The organism is Microbacterium sp. CnD16-F (genome assembly GCF_024124465.1).
GTDB classification, from domain to species: Bacteria; Actinomycetota; Actinomycetes; order Actinomycetales; family Microbacteriaceae; genus Microbacterium; species Microbacterium gawkjiense.
The window spans coordinates 22,616-39,840 of the sequence record NZ_JAMXSA010000007.1 but is presented as its reverse complement, the minus strand read 5'-3'; the positions used below and the strand labels follow the sequence as shown (position 1 = coordinate 39,840).

At 69.1% G+C, this 17,225-nt stretch carries 14 protein-coding genes; 13 read left to right on the top strand and 1 reads right to left on the bottom strand.

Features of this window, described 5'->3' with window-relative positions; translation table 11 throughout:
• Positions 1 to 64: 64 nt before the first annotated feature.
• From NH287_RS03485 to uvrB, 4 genes are read left to right on the top strand one after another with little or no spacing between them, the layout of a single operon-like run.
• Complete coding sequence (locus NH287_RS03485; RefSeq protein WP_253034479.1) at positions 65 to 1,792, top strand: PAS domain-containing sensor histidine kinase; 1,728 nt, start codon at positions 65 to 67, stop codon at positions 1,790 to 1,792.
• Complete coding sequence (locus NH287_RS03480) at positions 1,792 to 2,979, top strand: diguanylate cyclase (protein ID WP_253034478.1); 1,188 nt, start codon at positions 1,792 to 1,794, stop codon at positions 2,977 to 2,979. Before NH287_RS03485 ends, NH287_RS03480 begins: the two co-directional genes overlap by 1 nt.
• A 23-nt stretch (positions 2,980 to 3,002) precedes the next feature.
• Positions 3,003 to 3,599: a dephospho-CoA kinase gene (coaE, locus tag NH287_RS03475; RefSeq protein ID WP_253034477.1), complete on the top strand. Its 597-nt coding sequence runs from the start codon at positions 3,003 to 3,005 to the stop codon at positions 3,597 to 3,599.
• Positions 3,600 to 3,658: 59 nt separating this feature from the next.
• Entirely contained in the window at positions 3,659 to 5,740 is a 2,082-nt protein-coding gene (gene uvrB / locus NH287_RS03470; protein ID WP_253034476.1) for an excinuclease ABC subunit UvrB, read from the top strand.
• 6 nt (positions 5,741 to 5,746) lie between these two features.
• On the opposite strand, the gene NH287_RS03465 is transcribed toward uvrB, so the two are convergent.
• The gene (locus NH287_RS03465) at positions 5,747 to 5,983 is read right to left on the bottom strand and encodes a hypothetical protein (protein ID WP_217531314.1); all 237 of its coding nucleotides are present in this window, start codon (positions 5,981 to 5,983) and stop codon (positions 5,747 to 5,749) included.
• 40 nt (positions 5,984 to 6,023) lie between these two features.
• Here NH287_RS03465 and NH287_RS03460 point away from each other — a divergent pair, with 40 nt between their 5' ends.
• The 9 genes from NH287_RS03460 (at position 6,024) to tpiA (ending at position 17,151) form a co-directional block, all read left to right on the top strand.
• On the top strand, positions 6,024 to 6,464 hold the full coding sequence (locus tag NH287_RS03460) for a MarR family winged helix-turn-helix transcriptional regulator (protein WP_217531315.1): 441 nt from the start codon (positions 6,024 to 6,026) through the stop codon (positions 6,462 to 6,464).
• 54 nt (positions 6,465 to 6,518) lie between these two features.
• The gene (gene uvrA / locus NH287_RS03455) at positions 6,519 to 9,404 is read left to right on the top strand and encodes an excinuclease ABC subunit UvrA (RefSeq protein ID WP_253034475.1); all 2,886 of its coding nucleotides are present in this window, start codon (positions 6,519 to 6,521) and stop codon (positions 9,402 to 9,404) included.
• Position 9,405: 1 nt separating this feature from the next.
• Positions 9,406 to 11,325 carry an excinuclease ABC subunit UvrC gene (gene uvrC, locus NH287_RS03450; RefSeq protein ID WP_253034474.1) on the top strand — a complete coding sequence of 640 codons (1,920 nt, stop codon included), beginning with the start codon at positions 9,406 to 9,408 and terminating at the stop codon, positions 11,323 to 11,325.
• Between the two features lie 33 nt (positions 11,326 to 11,358).
• Positions 11,359 to 12,231, top strand: coding sequence for an RNase adapter RapZ (gene rapZ / locus NH287_RS03445; protein WP_217531341.1), 873 nt, complete (start codon positions 11,359 to 11,361; stop codon positions 12,229 to 12,231).
• A gap of 55 nt (positions 12,232 to 12,286) precedes the next feature.
• Positions 12,287 to 13,264, top strand: a complete 978-nt coding sequence (gene whiA, locus NH287_RS03440; protein WP_064002298.1) for a DNA-binding protein WhiA — start codon at positions 12,287 to 12,289, stop codon at positions 13,262 to 13,264.
• Between the two features lie 113 nt (positions 13,265 to 13,377).
• Positions 13,378 to 14,004, top strand: a complete 627-nt coding sequence (locus tag NH287_RS03435) for a superoxide dismutase (RefSeq protein ID WP_064002297.1) — start codon at positions 13,378 to 13,380, stop codon at positions 14,002 to 14,004.
• A gap of 137 nt (positions 14,005 to 14,141) precedes the next feature.
• A complete protein-coding gene (gene gap, locus NH287_RS03430; protein WP_064002296.1) occupies positions 14,142 to 15,152 on the top strand; it encodes a type I glyceraldehyde-3-phosphate dehydrogenase in 1,011 nt (336 codons plus the stop codon).
• Between the two features lie 2 nt (positions 15,153 to 15,154).
• Positions 15,155 to 16,372, top strand: coding sequence for a phosphoglycerate kinase (gene pgk, locus NH287_RS03425; protein WP_253034473.1), 1,218 nt, complete (start codon positions 15,155 to 15,157; stop codon positions 16,370 to 16,372).
• Positions 16,360 to 17,151, top strand: coding sequence for a triose-phosphate isomerase (gene tpiA / locus NH287_RS03420; protein WP_217531320.1), 792 nt, complete (start codon positions 16,360 to 16,362; stop codon positions 17,149 to 17,151). Before pgk ends, tpiA begins: the two co-directional genes overlap by 13 nt.
• Positions 17,152 to 17,225: the final 74 nt, after the last annotated feature.

Sequence of the window (17,225 nt, the reverse complement as noted above, 5' to 3'; positions counted from 1 at the left end):
CTCCGGCCCCTCGGCCGTTTCCGGGCGTCTGACGCCGGGGCATCCGGGCCGGTAACGTTCTCCTGTGGCACATGCGGATCAGGACGCGGCTTCCGCCGACCGTGCGCCCGCGCCTCCGCCCGCCCCGGACGAACGCCCCCACCGGGCGTCGCGCCCGCGCGTGCCGCTGACGGAACTGCGCGACCGCGTCGTCGCGAACAACCAGATCCTCCTCACCGCGATCGTCGCGGGCATCTTCCTGTCGGGTTTCCCCGGCGGGTGGCTGGCGCAGGCCTCCTCGTTCGCGGCCGGCGTCGTGCTCGTCGTCGTCGCTGCCCTCGCGAGCCTCGCGGTGCCGTGGTCCCGCATAAACCCGTCGTGGGTCGCGATCGTCCCCGTGGTGGACATCGTCGCGATCGGACTGATGCGCACCTCCGACGTCCCGGGGATCGCTCTGCTGTGGGCGTTCCCCACGATGTGGCTGTCGAGCCTCGGGCGGATCTGGCTGATCGTGGGCTGCGTCGGATCGATCAGCGCCTACTGGATCGCGCTCGCCCTCGCGCCGTCGTTCGAGTTCACCTGGGGCATCATCGTCCTCCCGGCCGTGGTCATCGCGATCGGTGTCTCCACCTACAACGGCACCCGCCGTTTCCAGGCGCAACGCGCCCTCCTCGACAAGCAGAACGTCCGTCTGGCGGCGGCGCTGCGCCACGCCAGCAGGCAGGAGCAGCTGCTCACCGAGGTTCTGGACACCGTCGACTTCGGCGTCCTCCGCATCGGTACCGACGGCGAGATCACGTTCGTCAACGACGCTCTCGGCAAGTTCCAGCAGCGCATCCCGAGTTTCGGTCGCATCGACGCCACGCAGACCATCTACGCCGCGGACGGCGAGACCCCGCTCGCACCGCACGAGCGGCCGCTCGCCCGCATCCTCCGAGGCGAGACGTTCAGCGACCTCGTGGTCTGGTACCCCGTCTCCGAGTCCCGACGGGCCGCGATCAGCCTGACCGCGCGGCGGATGAAGGATGCCGACGGTCGCCCCGCCGGCATCGTGCTCGTCGCGCGCGACGTGAGTGAGGAGCGCACCGCCCTCAAGGCGCGCGACAGTCTGGTCGCGTCGGTCTCCCACGAACTGCGGACGCCGCTGACCTCGATCATCGGGTACCTCGAGCTCGTCCTCGACCACGAGGACCTGCCTCCGGAGATCGCCCGACAGGTCGATGTCGCCTACCGCAACAGCGAGCGCCTCCTCGGGATCGTGTCGGGGATCCTCGCCGCCTCGACGGCGTCGCGGATGTCGGTCGAGGTCACCCTCTCGCCGCAGGAGACAGACCTCGCCGACGTCGTGACGGCAGCGGCATCCGATCTCGGACCGGTGGCGCGCGACCGGGCGATCCGGATCGACACGAGCGACCTCCTCCCGACCCCCGCGTTCATCGACGCGGCACGCATCCGGCAGGTCGCCGACAACCTGCTCAGCAACGCGATCAAGTTCAACCGCGACGGCGGCACGATCACGGTGGGCTCCTCGACCGACGGCCGGCACTCCTGGTTCCTCGTGCGCGACACCGGGATCGGGCTGTCGGCCGAGGACCAGGAGCGGGTCTTCGAGCGGTTCTTCCGGGCGGAGAGCGGTGTGCCGGGAACCGGGCTCGGTCTCGCCATCAGCCGCGAGATCGTGCGCGCGCACGGCGGCGACATCACGGTGACGTCGACTCCGGGTCTCGGGACGACGTTCATGGTCCGCCTGCCCGCGACGGCGGAGACGGCGAGCGACGGCCCGCTGCGCTCCGCGGCCGGGGACGGCGAGTGATGACCCTCGACCTCTTCTCGGTGACCGTCATGACGGCGATCGTCGCGCTGACGGCCGCGGGGATCTTCGTCGTCGAGACCCTGCGACGCCGGGACACGGGCGCCGGGCGCCTCTGGGCGGTCGGTTATCTCTGCGGCACCGCCACGACGTTCGCCTACATCTCGTGGGCGTCCGGCATCGGCGGCTCCGTGGCCATCGCGATCGGCAACGCCTCCTTCGCGCTCACGCCGGCCTTCATCTGGCTGGGGAACCGCCGCTTCAACGATCGACCCATCGCGCGGCCCGCCGTCATCGTGGCGGTCCTGACCGTCGCGACGTTCGTTGCGACGGTGGTGCGGGTCCCCGTGGACGGCAGCTGGGGAGGGTGGACGGTGATGGTGGTCACCATCGTCGGCCTCTTCGCGGTCGGAGGCATCGAGGCGTTGCGACGGCCCATGGGGCGCGTCGGCAACGCGCGACTGTTCGCCATCGTCCTCCTGGCGGCGGCGGTCTACTACGCTGCACGCCTCGTCGCCTTCGTGTGGGACGGACCCGAGGGCGACTTCTTCACGACCTGGTTCGGATCGGTGTCCGCGAACATCGCGACCGTCGTGCTCACGATGGTCGCCGTCGTCGTGACGTCGATCCTGCGATCGACCAAGAGCGCGACGCATCGCTTCGAATGGTTGAGCGAGAACGGTGTGGCCGCCGACGGGGTGATGCTGTCGGGAACCTACCGCGACGCCCTCCGTGACGTCGCCGAGCGGGCGAGCTGGCGACAGGACCTGCTGAGCGTCGTCGTCGTCGGGGTCGACGGGATGGAGGAGATGGCGGCGGCCTTCGGAACGGATGCCACGGACGAGCTCGCGGCCCAATGGCGGCGGTCCGTGCGTCGACACGCCCCGGCATCCGCCTTCGTGGGGGAGGACGGCGACGCGACGATGTCGGTCTGCGTCGTGTCCGGGACGGCCGCCGAGGCGCGTCGCCAGGCCGCGGCCATCTACCGGGGCTGCATCGACGACCTCGCCGGCAATCCCACGGGGCTGCTCCCGATCGTCGGCGTCGGGGTCGCGCTGACGGAGACGGTCGGATACGACCCCGAGGTCCTCCTCAACGCCGCGCGTGCCGCGGCGCAGCGCGCGTCGCGCAGCCTCGAGGCATCCGTTCTCTTCGGCGGGATCGAGGACGGCGGCGCCCCTCGAGCGTGACGGCGCCGTGGCATCCTCGGAGGGTGACACTCATCGCATTGACCGGCGGCATCGCGTCGGGGAAGTCCACGATCGCGCGTCGACTCGCCGAGCACGGGGCGGTGATCGTCGATGCGGACGCGATCGTCCGCGAGGTGCAGCAGCCGGGGTCCTCGGTGCTCGCGGAGATCGCCGCGGCGTTCGGCGACGACGTCCTGACGGGCACCGGCGAGCTCGACCGACCCCTTCTCGCCTCACGCGTCTTCGGTGACGAGGATGCCGTGGGCCGCCTCAACGCGATCGTCCACCCCGCCGTGCGGGTCGAATCCGCGGCCCGCTTCGCGGCCGCGCAGGCCGCGGATCCGAGCGCGGTCGTCGTCTACGACGTCCCCCTGCTGCTCGAGGCGCGCGCGGAGGACCCCTGGGAGCTCGTCGTGGTGGCCCACGCGCGCGTCGAGCTGCGGCGGGAGCGGCTCGTCTCCCTGCGGGGGATGAGCCCCGCCGATGCAGACGCGCGCATCGCGTCGCAGGTCGACGATGAGCGCCGCCTCGCGATCGCCGACGTCGTCATCGACACGTCGGGGTCGATGGCGCAGACGCTGTCGCAGGTCGACGCCCTCTGGGAGCGCCTCGCCGGCTGACACCCACGCCGACGGCGAACGCCGGAGCCGGTGTCGGAGGCCGCGCCTACGCTGGAATCATGCAGACCACGCGCTCCGTCCGCCCCTTCGAGGTCGTCAGCGAGTACCAGCCCAGCGGCGACCAGCCGCAGGCGATCGCCGACCTCGCCGCCCGCATCAACGCGGGTGAGACCGACGTCGTCCTGCTCGGCGCGACGGGCACGGGCAAGTCGGCGACGACGGCCTGGCTGATCGAGCAGGTGCAGCGTCCGACGCTCGTGCTCGCGCACAACAAGACGCTCGCGGCGCAGCTCGCCAACGAGTTCCGCGACCTCATGCCGAACAACGCGGTCGAGTACTTCGTCAGCTATTACGACTACTACCAGCCCGAGGCGTACGTCCCGCAGACGGACACCTTCATCGAGAAGGACTCCTCGATCAACGCCGAGGTGGAGCGGCTGCGCCACTCGACGACCAACTCGCTGCTGAGCCGGCGCGACGTCGTCGTGGTGTCCACGGTGTCGTGCATCTACGGCCTCGGCGCGCCCGAGGAGTACCTGCGCGCGATGGTCGCCCTGCAGGTGGGGGAGCGGTACGACCGCGACGCCCTCATCCGCAAGTTCATCGCGATGCAGTACAACCGCAACGACGTCGACTTCTCGCGCGGCAACTTCCGCGTCCGCGGCGACACGATCGAGATCATCCCGGTGTACGAGGAGTACGCCGTGCGGATCGAGCTCTTCGGCGACGAGATCGAAGCGCTGTACATGCTGCATCCGCTTACCGGCGATGTGGTGCAGAGGCTCGAGAGCGTGCCGATCTTCCCGGCATCCCACTACGTCGCGGGCACCGAGACGGTCCAGCGCGCCATCGGCACCATCGAGCACGAGCTCGAGGAGCGGCTCAAGGAGTTCGAGTCGCAGGGCAAGCTGCTCGAAGCCCAGCGTCTACGCATGCGCACGACGTTCGACCTCGAGATGCTGCAGCAGCTCGGCTTCTGCTCCGGCATCGAGAACTACTCGCGGCACCTCGACGGGCGCATGCCCGGTGAAGCGCCGCACACCCTGCTCGACTTCTTCCCCGACGATTTCCTGCTCGTCATCGACGAGTCCCACGTGACGGTCCCGCAGATCGGTGCGATGTACGAGGGGGATGCCTCCCGCAAGCGCACGCTCGTCGACCACGGGTTCCGGCTGCCGAGCGCGATGGACAACCGGCCGTTGCGCTTCGACGAGTTCAAGCAGCGGATCGGGCAGACCGTGTACCTGTCGGCGACCCCCGGACGGTACGAGATGGGCATCGCCGACGGCGTCGTCGAGCAGATCATCCGTCCGACCGGTCTCATCGACCCGGAGATCATCGTGAAGCCCTCGAAGGGTCAGATCGACGATCTGCTGGAGGAGATCCGGCTGCGCGTCGAGCGTGACGAGCGCGTCCTCGTCACGACGTTGACCAAGAAGATGGCGGAGGAGTTGACCGACTTCCTCGGTGAGCACGGCGTGCGCGTGCGCTACCTGCACTCCGACGTCGACACGCTGCGTCGCGTCGAGCTGCTGACCGAGCTGCGGCAGGGCGTGTACGACGTCCTCGTGGGCATCAACCTGCTGCGCGAGGGCCTCGACCTGCCCGAGGTGTCGCTCGTCGCGATCCTGGATGCCGACAAAGAGGGCTTCCTGCGGTCGGGGACATCCCTCATCCAGACAATCGGTCGCGCGGCGCGCAACGTGTCGGGCCAGGTGCACATGTACGCCGACAAGATCACGGACTCGATGGCGGCGGCCATCGAGGAGACCGAACGTCGGCGCGAGAAGCAGATCGCGTACAACCTCGAGAACGGGATCGATCCGCAGCCGCTGCGCAAGAAGATCGCGGACATCACCGATGCGCTCGCCCGTGAGGCCAGCGACACGCGCGACATGATGGACGGTCGTGGCAAGGGCAAGACGAAGTCCGGCAAGGGCAAGAGTCCGACCCCGCAGCTGCGGCGCGAGGGCATCGCCGCCGAAGGTGCGAACCAGCTCGAGGCGACGATCGAGGATCTCACGCGCCAGATGCTGGCGGCGGCCGACGAGCTCAAGTTCGAGCTCGCGGGGCGTCTGCGCGACGAGGTGCAGGACCTGAAGAAGGAGCTGCGCGCGATGGAACGCGCCGGGCACGCCTGAGCGTGCTCAGGGGCAGTGCATGAGGGGGCGTTCCCCCGAACGGTCGAAGGTGTGCGCCGACATCGGCTGACCGCACAGGGGGCACGCGCGTTCGGTCCGGACCGGTTCGGGCTCGGTCTCGTAGGGACCGACCGAAGCCGGGCCCGCGTAGCGGATGAGGCGGCTGTTCCACCAGCGGTAGAACCCGCCCGCCGCGCGGATCCGTTCCCGCAGCGGGGGCCGTTGCTCGCGTTCGTCGTCCATATTGATTAGTGTACTAACTATTAGCGGGAAGGGGTTCGGAATGGACGAGGACGCACTCAAGCTGGAGAGTCAGCTGTGCTTCGCCATCGTCACGGCCGCCCGGAACGTCGTCTCGATCTACCGGCCGGTCCTCGAGCCCCTCGGTCTGACGCACCCGCAGTACCTCGTGATGCTCGCCCTGTGGGAGCGTGCGCCGCAGTCACTCTCCGAGCTGGCGACCGCCCTCGCGGTCGAGCCCGCCAGCCTGTCGCCGACCATCAAGCGTCTCGAGGCGCAGGGCCGCGTCGTCCGGCGCCGGCGCGCGGCGGACGAACGCGTCCTCGACATCGCGTTGACCGACGAGGGAGCGGCCCTGCGCGAGCAGGCGCTGGACGTGCCGAGGCAGATCATGGCGCGCGTCGGACTCGGCGTCGCCGACGTCGAGCGGTTGAGGGACGGCCTGCAACCCTTCGCCGGACGCCGGCCGACCACCGAGGACTGATCGCCGGGAGCGAAGCACGGAGCCCGTGTCGGTGGCCCAACCTAGGATTGACCGGTGCCCATCGTCCCCGTTCCCCACGCCTCCAAACTCAGTGTCCGCGGCGCACGCGTCCACAACCTGAAGAACGTCGACCTCGAGATCCCGCGGGACTCGCTCGTCGTGTTCACCGGCCTGTCCGGGTCGGGGAAGTCGAGCCTCGCGTTCGACACGATCTTCGCCGAGGGTCAGCGCCGGTACATCGAGTCGCTCAGCTCGTACGCACGCCAGTTCCTCGGACAGGTCGACCGTCCCGACGTCGACTTCATCGAGGGTCTCAGCCCTGCGGTGTCGATCGATCAGAAGTCGACGAACCGCAACCCGCGCTCGACGGTGGGCACCATCACCGAGATCAACGACTACATGCGTCTGCTGTGGGCGCGCGTCGGCATCCCGCACTGCCCCGAGTGCGGTGAGCGCATCCAGCGGCAGACGGTGCAGCAGATCGCCGACCAGCTCATGGAGCTCCCCGAGCGCACGCGGTACCAGATCGTCGCCCCCGTCGTGTCGCAGAAGAAGGGCGAGTTCGTCGACCTCTTCAAGGAGCTGTCGGCGAAGGGTTACGCCCGTGCGATCGTCGACGGTGAGACGGTGCAGCTCGCCGAGGCGCCGACGCTCAAGAAGAGCTACAAGCACGACATCGCCGTGGTCGTCGACCGTCTGGTGGCGAGCCCCGACATCCTCAGCCGCGTCACCGACTCGGTCGAGACGGCCCTGGGTCTCGCAGGCGGCATCCTGCAGGTCAACTTCGTCGACGAAGAGGGCGACGACGCCTGGCAGAGCTACAGCGAGAAGCTGGCCTGTCCCAATGGGCACGCGCTGACCCTGACCGAGATCGAGCCGCGGACGTTCTCCTTCAACGCGCCGTTCGGCGCCTGCCCGGGCTGCTCGGGTCTGGGCACCCGCATGTCGGTCGACACCGAACTGCTGCTGGGCGACGAGGAGCTCTCCATCGCCGAAGGTGTCATCGTCCCCTGGACGACGCAGGGCAAGGGACTGTTCCAGTACTACGAGCGGCTGCTCGTGGGACTCGCGGACGACCTCGGGTTCTCGCTCGACACGCCCTGGAAGGACCTTCCGGCCGACGTGCAGGACGCCGTGCTGAGCGGCGAGAACTACAAGGTCACCGTCAAGTGGAAGAACCGCTACGGCCGCGAGATGCGGTACGCGTCGGGCTTCGAGGGCGTCATCCCGTACATCGAGCGTCAGTTCACGCAGGCCGAGACCGACACGCAGCGTCAGCGCTGGGCCGAGTTCCTCCGCGAGGTGCCCTGCCCGGTCTGCAACGGCGATCGCCTGAAGCCCGAGGTGCTGTCGGTCCTCGTCCACGGGCACTCGATCGCGGATGCCTCGCGGCTCAGCCTCGGCGAGGCGCAGCAGTTCTTCGCGCAGCTCTCGCTGACCGACCGCGAGGCGACCATCGCGGCCGCGGTCCTGCGCGAGATCCGGGCCCGCCTCGACTTCCTCATCCAGGTCGGCCTCAACTACCTCAGTCTCAGCCGTGCGGCGGGCTCGCTCTCGGGCGGCGAGGCGCAGCGCATCCGTCTCGCGACGCAGATCGGCTCGGGGCTCACGGGTGTGCTGTACGTCCTCGACGAGCCCTCCATCGGACTCCACCAGCGCGACAACCGCCGACTCATCGAGACGCTCGTGCGTCTGAAGAGCCTCGGCAACACGCTGGTCGTCGTCGAGCACGACGAGGAGACCATCCACGCCGCCGACTGGATCGTCGACATCGGACCGCGCGCCGGCGTCGAGGGAGGCAACGTCGTCCACTCGGGACCGGTCGAGCAGCTCCTGACGGACCAGGAGTCCATCACCGGCGCCTACCTGAGCGGACGACGCGCCATCCGGATGCCGAAGAAGCGTCGGAAGATCGACAAGGGGCGCCAGCTGCGCGTCGTCGGGGCGCGGGAGAACAACCTCCAGAACGTCACCGTCGACTTCCCTCTCGGCGTGCTCACCGCCGTCACCGGCGTGAGCGGTTCCGGCAAGTCGTCGCTCGTGAACGGCATCCTCTACGAAGTCCTCGCGACCAAGCTCAACGGTGCGCGTCGCGTCGCAGGCAAGCACACCCGGGTCACCGGACTCGAGCACCTCGACAAGGTCGTCCACGTCGACCAGGCCCCCATCGGTCGCACGCCCCGGTCGAACCCGGCCACCTACACGGGCGTCTTCGACCGCATCCGCTCGCTGTTCGCCGAGACGACCGAGGCGAAGGCGCGCGGCTACCAACCGGGTCGTTTCAGCTTCAACGTCAAGGGCGGCCGGTGCGAGGCGTGCTCGGGTGACGGCACGATCAAGATCGAGATGAACTTCCTGCCCGACGTGTACGTCGACTGCGAGGTCTGCCACGGCCAGCGCTACAATCGCGACACCCTCGCGGTGCACTACAAGGGCAAGAACATCGCCGAGGTCCTCGACATGCCGATCTCGGAGGCAGCCGACTTCTTCGAGCCGATTCAGGCGATCCACCGGTATCTGAAGACCCTCGTCGACGTGGGGCTCGGCTACGTCCGGCTGGGGCAGTCGGCCACGACCCTCTCCGGCGGTGAGGCTCAGCGCGTGAAGCTCGCCACCGAGCTCCAGCGTCGCTCGAACGGGCGCACCATCTACGTGCTCGACGAGCCGACGACGGGTCTGCACTTCGAAGACGTGCAGCGCCTGCTCGAGGTCCTGAACAGCCTCGTCGACAAGGGCAACTCGGTGCTCGTCATCGAGCACAACCTCGACGTGATCAAGTCCGCCGACTGGGTCATCGACCTCGGCCCCGAGGGGGGCTCGGGCGGCGGCACGATCGTGGCGACGGGGACCCCGGAGCAGGTCGCGACCGTACCCGAGAGCCACACCGGGCAGTTCCTCGCCGAGATCCTGGAAGTGGCTCCCGCGCGCAAGGCGGGCTGACGTGGCCTCCGCTCTGCCGTACAAGCCGAAGCCGGGGGAGATCCCCACCGACCCCGGCGTCTACCGGTTCCTGGATGCCGACGGTCGGATCCTCTACGTCGGCAAGGCCAAGAACCTCCGCGCCCGATTGTCCAACTACTTCGCGCCGCTCCACACGCTCCACGAGCGCACACGGCGCATGGTGACGACGGCCGCGAAGGTCGAGTGGACCGTCGTCAAGACCGACATCGACTCGCTCCAGCTCGAGTACACCTGGATCCAGGAGTACTCGCCGCCCTTCAACGTCCGGTACAAGGACGACAAGTCCTATCCGTACATGGCGGTGACCCTCGCCGACGAGGCGCCGCGGGTCATCGTGACCCGCAACCGCCGCATCCGCGGGGCCAAGTACTTCGGCCCGTACCCGAAGGTCTGGGCGGTCCACGACACGATCGATCAGCTCATCAAGGTGTTCCCGATCCGCACCTGCAGCGACTCGTCGTACAAGAAGGCGATGGCCTCGGGGCGGCCGTGCTTCCCCGGGCAGATCGGCCGGTGCGGCGGTCCCTGCTCGATGAAGGTCACGATCGAGGAGCACCGCGCCATCGTCGACGACTTCGTCTCGTTCATGTCCGGGAGCGACAAGCGGTTCACGAAGCGGCTCGAAGCGCGGATGCGCGAAGCGGCGGCCGCGATGGACTACGAGGCCGCGGCGTCGTACCGCGACAAGCTGCAGGCCCTCGACGCCGTCCTCAACCGCAGTGCGCTCGTGCTGAGCGAGGACACCGACGCCGACCTGTTCGGCGTGGCCGAGGACGAGCTGTCCGCGGCCGTCCAGCACTTCGTCGTCCGCGGCGGACGTGTGCGCGGCGTCCGCGCGACGACGATCGACAAGGAGCTCGACATCTCCGGGCCCGACCTCGTGGATCAGATCCTGCAGCGCGCCTACGGGGCCGCCTCGGCCGAGGACATCCCGCGCCAGGTCCTCGTGCCGAGCCTTCCCGACGACTCGGCCGAGCTCGAGCAGTGGCTGCAGTCGCGGCGCGGCAAGAAGGTGACGGTGCAGATCGCGCAGCGCGGTCAGAAGGCCGACCTCATGCGGACGGCGACGCTCAACGCCCAGCAGGCGCTCATGCTGCACAAGACGCGGCGGACGAGCGACTACACGGCTCGCACCAAGGCGCTGACGGACCTGCAGGAGGCGCTCGGGATGACCGAGGCCCCGCTGCGCATCGAGTGCTTCGACATCTCGCACCTCGGCGGCACGGGGGTCGTCGCGTCGATGGTCGTGTTCGAGGACGGTCTGCCGCGCAAGGACCAGTACCGGTCGTTCTCCGTCGCCGAGACCACCGACGACACCGACTCGATGTATCAGGTACTCACGCGACGGCTCGCGCACATCGACCGCGACGAAGCCGAGCAGGAGAAGATCGACCCGATGGCGGACGGTGAGGTGGATGCCACGCGCAAGCGCCCGCGCTTCGCCTACCGGCCTCAGCTGCTCCTCGTCGACGGCGGCCAGCCGCAGGTGCAGGCCGCGGCGCGTGCCCTGCGCGACGCCGGCCACGAGGAGATCGCCCTGTGCGGCATCGCGAAGCGTCTCGAGGAGGTCTGGCTGCCCGACGACGACTTCCCGGTGATCCTGCCGCGCTCCTCCGAGGCGCTCTACCTGCTGCAGCGGCTCCGCGACGAGGCGCACCGCTTCGCGATCACCCACCAGCGCAAGAAGCGCGGCCGGGACATCACGACGGTGCTGGCGGAGGTGCCCGGTCTCGGCGCGACGCGGATCAAGGCGCTCCTGCGGCACTTCGGATCGGTGAGCCGCCTGAAGCAAGCGACACCCGAGGAGATCCAGGAGCTGCCCGGGATCGGCCCGCGGCTCGCGGCCACGATCCACTCGCACCTGGCCGCGGGGTCGGATGCCGTGCCCTCGGGTGGTTAGGCTGGGATGACACGCGTGGAAGGCGGGGTGCGGATGGACGGCCAGACGGCGGGCGAGGTCCTGATCGTCACGGGCATGTCCGGAGCCGGGCGCACGACCGCGGCGAACGCCCTCGAGGACCTCGACTGGTACGTCGTCGACAACCTGCCGCCGCAGATGCTGTCGCACCTGCTGGATCTCACGGCGCTCGCAGCCGACGCGCTTCCGCGTGTCGCCGCGGTGGTCGACGTCCGCGGGCGCCAGCTCTTCGGCGAGCTGCCCTCGGTGACCCATTCGCTCCGCGACGGCCGCCAGTTGCGGGTGCTGTTCCTCGACGCCTCCGACGAGGTCCTCGTCCGCCGGTTCGAAGCCGTCCGTCGGCCCCACCCGCTGCAGGGGGAGGGGACGATCCTCGACGGCATCCGCCGTGAGCGCGAGCGCGTCGCCGCCATCCGCGAAGCCGCCGACGTCATCGTCGACACCAGCGCACTCAACATCCATCAGCTGGCGAACCGCATCGTCGACCTGTTCAGCGCGGACGGCGACGCGCGGCACACCGTCACCGTCATGAGCTTCGGCTTCAAGTACGGGTTGCCGCCGGACGTCGACCTCGTCGCGGACATGCGCTTCCTCCCGAACCCGTACTGGGAGCCCTCGCTGCGCGCCCTCACGGGGGAGGACGAGGCGGTCCGCGAGTTCGTGCTCGGTCAGGAGGGCGCACGCGAGTTCATCGATGCGTATGCGGCGGCCCTCCACCCCGTGCTCCAGGGGTATCAGCGCGAGAACAAACGTCACTCCGTGATCGCGATCGGATGCACCGGGGGCAAGCACCGCTCCGTCGTGACGTCGTTCGAGCTCGCGGAGCGTCTGGGCGCCGAACCGGGCGTCGCCGTGCGGGTCACGCACCGGGACCTGGGTCGCGAATGAGCGGTGCGCGAGTAAGCTGATCCTTTGTCCCCCTCGCCCCCACCGAAGGATCGCCGTGCCGCTGACTGCTGACGTGAAGACGGAACTCACCTCGGTGCGTGATCCGCGGCCGACGGCCCGCGTCGCAGAACTCACCACGATCCTGCGCTTCTCGGGCGGACTCCACTCGATCGCCGGCCGGGTGGCCGTCGAGGCGGAGGTCGAGACCGATATCCTGGCCCGACGCGTGGCCCGCGACCTCGTCGAGATCTACGGCGTCCGTCCCGAACTCGCGCACGTGCAGTCCTCCGGCGGACGGACGGCGAACCTCGTCGCGGTGCGCGTCATCGAGGGCGGCGAGACCCTGGCCCGCCAGACGGGTCTGCTCGACAACCGTCGGCGACCGGTCCGCGGACTCCCGAACAAGCTGACCACCGGCGCACGCCCCGACCTCGCGGCCGTGTGGCGCGGTGCCTTCCTCGCGGCCGGCACCCTGTCCGATCCGGGCCGTTCGGCGGCGCTCGAGGTCGCCTGCCCTTCGGGCGAGGCGGCCATGGCGCTTGTCGGTGCGGCGCACCGTCTCGGGATCGCCGCCAAGGCGCGCGAGGTCCGCGGCGTGCCGCGCGTCGTCGTCCGCGACGGCGAGGCGATCCGCGCGACCCTCCTCATGATGGGTGCGCAGAAGACCGCCGCCGCGTGGGAGGAGATGCGGCAGCGCCGTGAGGTCCGCGCCGGCGTGAACCGCCTGGTCAACTTCGACGACGCCAACCTCCGTCGTTCCGCGCAGGCGGCGGTCGCGGCCTGCGCCCGTGTCGAGCGTGCGCTCGAGATCCTCGGCGACACCGTCCCGCCGCACCTGAAGCAGGCCGGCGACCTCCGCCTCGCGCACCGCGACGCGAGCCTCGACGAGCTCGGCCACCATGCCGATCCGCCGCTGACGAAGGATGCCGTGGCGGGCCGCATCCGCCGTCTCCTGGCGATGGCCGACAAGAAGGCCGCGCAGGACGGCATCCCCGACACCGAGTCCGCCGTCCCCGCCGGTCTCGAGGACTGACGGGATACATCCCCTCTTCACGGGAAGCAACCGGGTGTCCGGCGGGTTGGCCCTCAATAGGATGAATCCGACCGGCCGCGCCGTGCGCGCGGCACCGACAGAAGGAAGAGGACATGGCGAAGTACACGCTGCCTGAGCTCCCGTACGACTACTCCGCGCTCGAGCCGAGCATCAGCGGCAAGATCATGGAGCTTCACCACTCGAAGCACCACCAGGCGTACGTCACCGGAGCGAACACCGCCCTCGAGCAGCTCGCGGAGGCGCGGGAAACCGGCAACCTCGCGAACGTCAACAAGCTCGAGAAGGACCTCGCGTTCAACCTCGGCGGACACGTCAACCACTCCATCTTCTGGACCAACCTGGCCCCCGCCTCGCAGGGCGGCGGCGGCGAGCCCGAGGGCGAGCTGCGCGCGGCGATCGACGAGTTCTTCGGCGGCTTCGACAAGTTCCAGGCGCACTTCACGGCCGCTGCCACCGGCATCCAGGGCTCCGGGTGGGCCGTCCTCAGCTGGGACCCGATCGGCCAGCAGCTGATCATCCAGCAGCTGTTCGACCAGCAGTCGAACACGGCGCAGGGGACCATCCCGATCTTCCAGCTCGACATGTGGGAGCACGCCTTCTACCTCGACTACCTCAACGTCAAGGCCGACTACGTCAAGGCGGCCTGGAACATCGCCAACTGGCAGAACGTCGCGCAGCGTCTCGACGCCGCCCGTGACAAGACGGCGGGCCTGCTCTAGTAGTAGGGTCGTTCACAGGTGAGGATGCCGGGCTCCTCCCGGTAACGGGGGCGAAGCCCCGGCATCCTCTCTCTTTTCCAGCACATCGCGAGTCGACCCCGTTCAAGGGGCGTACGCGACGAAAAACGGGAGACAACGTGTCTGTCAAGATCGGCATCAACGGCTTCGGCCGAATCGGACGCAACTTCCTCCGCGCGGCTCTCGCGCAGGGAGCTGACCTGGAGATCGTGGCGGTGAACGACCTCACCGACAACAAGAGCCTCGCTCACCTCCTGAAGTACGACTCCGTCGGCGGTCGCCTCGACGCCGAGGTCTCGTACACCGAGGACTCCATCACGGTCAACGGCAAGACCATCAAGGTCTTCGAAGAGCGCGACCCCGCCAACCTCCCCTGGGGCGAACTGGGCGTCGACATCGTCATCGAGTCGACCGGCCGCTTCACCAAGGCTGCGGACGCCAAGAAGCACATCGACGGCGGTGCGAAGAAGGTCATCATCTCGGCGCCGGGCACCGACGTCGACGGCACCTTCGTCATGGGTGTCAACGACGGCACCTACGACTCCGAGACGATGCACGTCATCTCGAACGCGTCCTGCACCACGAACTGCCTCGCCCCGATCGCCAAGGTCTTCAACGACAACTTCGGCATCGAGCGCGGCTTCATGATGACGGCCCACGCCTACACCGCCGACCAGAACCTGCAGGACGGCCCCCACGGCGACCTGCACCGTGCGCGCGCTGCGGCGATCAACATCGTCCCCGCCGCCACCGGCGCCGCCAAGGCCATCGGTCTCGTGCTGCCCGAGCTCAACGGCAAGCTGAGCGGCTCGTCGTACCGCGTTCCGGTCCCCACCGGCTCGATCGTCGACCTGACGGTCGTCACCCCGACCGAGGGCCTGACCGCCGAGGTCATCAACGCCGCCTTCGAGAAGGCCGCTGCCGAGGGCGAGCTCGTCGGGTACCTGAAGTACAACACCGACGCGATCGTCTCGAGCGACATCCAGCTCGACCCGCACTCCTCGGTCTTCGACGCCGGCCAGACCAACGTGTCGGGCAACCTCGTGAAGATCTCGTCCTGGTACGACAACGAGTGGGGCTACTCGAACCGCCTCGTCGACCTCACCGAGCTCGTCGCCAGCAAGCTCTGACGATGGCTCTGCGCACCCTCGATTCGCTGGGTTCGCTCGCAGGCAAGCGCGTCATCGTCCGTGTCGACTTCAACGTCCCCCTGAAGGACGGCGTCATCACGGACGATGGCCGCGTGCGTGCGGCTCTGCCGACGCTGTCGGCGCTGGTCGAGCAGGGAGCTCGCGTCATCGCGGTCTCCCACCTCGGCCGGCCCGACGGCGCCCCGGACGCGAAGTACAGCCTCGCCCCCGTCGCCACGCGCCTGTCGGAGCTCCTCGGCGCGGACGTCGCCTTCGCGACCGACACGGTCGGCGACTCCGCTCGCGACACCGTGGCGGGCCTCGCGGACGGGCAGGTCGCCGTCCTCGAGAACCTCCGCTTCAACGCGGGGGAGACCGCGAAGGACGACGCGACCCGTCGCGCGTTCGCCGAGCAGCTCGCGTCGTTCGGCGACGCCCTCGTCTCGGACGGGTTCGGTGTCGTGCACCGCAAGCAGGCGTCGGTCTACGACCTCGCCGAGCTGCTGCCCTCCGCTGCGGGCCTCCTCATCGAGAAGGAGGTCGACGTCCTCGACCGCCTGACCGAGCGTCCGGAGCGTCCGTACGCGGTCGTCCTGGGCGGCTCGAAGGTCAGCGACAAGCTGGGTGTGATCGAGCACCTCCTGCCCCGCGTGGACAAGATCCTCGTGGGTGGCGGCATGCTGTTCACCTTCCTCGCGGCACAGGGGCACAAGGTCGGCAAGAGTCTCCTCGAGGTCGATCAGCTCGAGACGGTCCGCGGATACATGGAGACGGCACGCGAGCGCGGGGTGGAGCTCGTGCTCCCCGTCGACGCCGTGATGGCCGCCGGTTTCGCCGCCGACGCCGATCACGTCGTGGCATCCGCCGACGCCCTGGAGGACACCCCCTTCGGTGCGGACGGCATGGGCCTCGACATCGGACCGAAGACGGCGGAGCTGTTCGCCGACGCGATCCGCGGCGCGAAGACCGTGTTCTGGAACGGCCCGATGGGCGTGTTCGAGATGGCGGCGTTCGCCGAAGGGACCAAGACGGTCGCCCAGGCGCTGACCGAGGTCGACGGCCTGTCGGTCGTCGGCGGCGGCGACTCCGCGGCCGCCGTCCGTCAGCTCGGATTCGACGACGACCAGTTCGGCCACATCTCCACCGGTGGTGGCGCCAGCCTCGAATTCCTCGAGGGCAAGAAGCTGCCCGGATTGGAGATCCTCGGATGGGAAGCGTGACCCGCAAGCCCCTCATCGCCGGCAACTGGAAGATGAACCTCGACCACCTGCAGGCGGTCGCGTTCGTCCAGAAGCTGCACTGGACGCTGAAGGATGCCGCGCACGAGACCGATTCGGTCGAGGTCGCGGTGTTCCCGCCGTTCACCGACATCCGCACGGTGCAGACGCTCATCGACGCCGACAAGATCCCCTTCGCCCTCGGTGCGCAGGACGTGTCGACGAAGGACTCGGGCGCCTACACGGGTGAGGTCTCCGGAGCGTTCCTGAAGAAGCTCGACGTCGACTACGTGATCATCGGTCACTCCGAGCGACGCGAGTACCACGGCGAGACCGACGAGGTCGTCGCCGCGAAGGTGCAGGCCGCGCTGCGTCACGGGCTCGTGCCGGTGATCTGCGTGGGCGAGACGCTCGAGCAGCGCGAGGAGTCCGGCCCGACCGCCGTGTCGGTCGCTCAGCTCCGCGCCGCGCTCGAGGGTGTGCCCTCGGACGCGGACGTCGTGGTCGCCTACGAGCCGGTCTGGGCGATCGGGACCGGACAGGTCGCCTCGCCCGAGCAGGCGCAGGAAGTGTGCGCCGCGCTGCGTACGGTGCTCTCCGAGAGCCTCGGGGATGCCGCGGCCGAGCGCACCCGCATCCTCTATGGCGGATCGGTGAAGTCCGGCAACATCGCGAGCTTCATGCGCGAACCCGATGTCGACGGCGCCCTCGTCGGAGGAGCGAGCCTCCTCGCCGACGAGTTCGCCGCCATCATCCGCTACCAGAAGCACGTCGGCGTGTGATCCTGAGCGGTGCGGCGCCTCGCGGCGTCGCACCGCTCAGCCGGTATACTCGTGCGAGCGCTGAGCGACTCGGC

What these genes read in the sequence shown, in the direction of transcription:
- tpiA (WP_217531320.1), top strand. Translation starts at nt 16,360, where the DNA reads ATGGGAAGCGTGACCCGCAAGCCCCTCATCGCCGGCAACTGGAAGATG.
- rapZ (WP_217531341.1), top strand. Translation starts at nt 11,359, where the DNA reads ATGGACGGCCAGACGGCGGGCGAGGTCCTGATCGTCACGGGCATGTCC.
- NH287_RS03480 (WP_253034478.1), top strand. Translation starts at nt 1,792, where the DNA reads ATGACCCTCGACCTCTTCTCGGTGACCGTCATGACGGCGATCGTCGCG.
- pgk (WP_253034473.1), top strand. Translation starts at nt 15,155, where the DNA reads ATGGCTCTGCGCACCCTCGATTCGCTGGGTTCGCTCGCAGGCAAGCGC.
- NH287_RS03460 (WP_217531315.1), top strand. Translation starts at nt 6,024, where the DNA reads ATGGACGAGGACGCACTCAAGCTGGAGAGTCAGCTGTGCTTCGCCATC.
- uvrB (WP_253034476.1), top strand. Translation starts at nt 3,659, where the DNA reads ATGCAGACCACGCGCTCCGTCCGCCCCTTCGAGGTCGTCAGCGAGTAC.
- NH287_RS03465 (WP_217531314.1), bottom strand. Translation starts at nt 5,983, where the DNA reads ATGGACGACGAACGCGAGCAACGGCCCCCGCTGCGGGAACGGATCCGC.
- NH287_RS03435 (WP_064002297.1), top strand. Translation starts at nt 13,378, where the DNA reads ATGGCGAAGTACACGCTGCCTGAGCTCCCGTACGACTACTCCGCGCTC.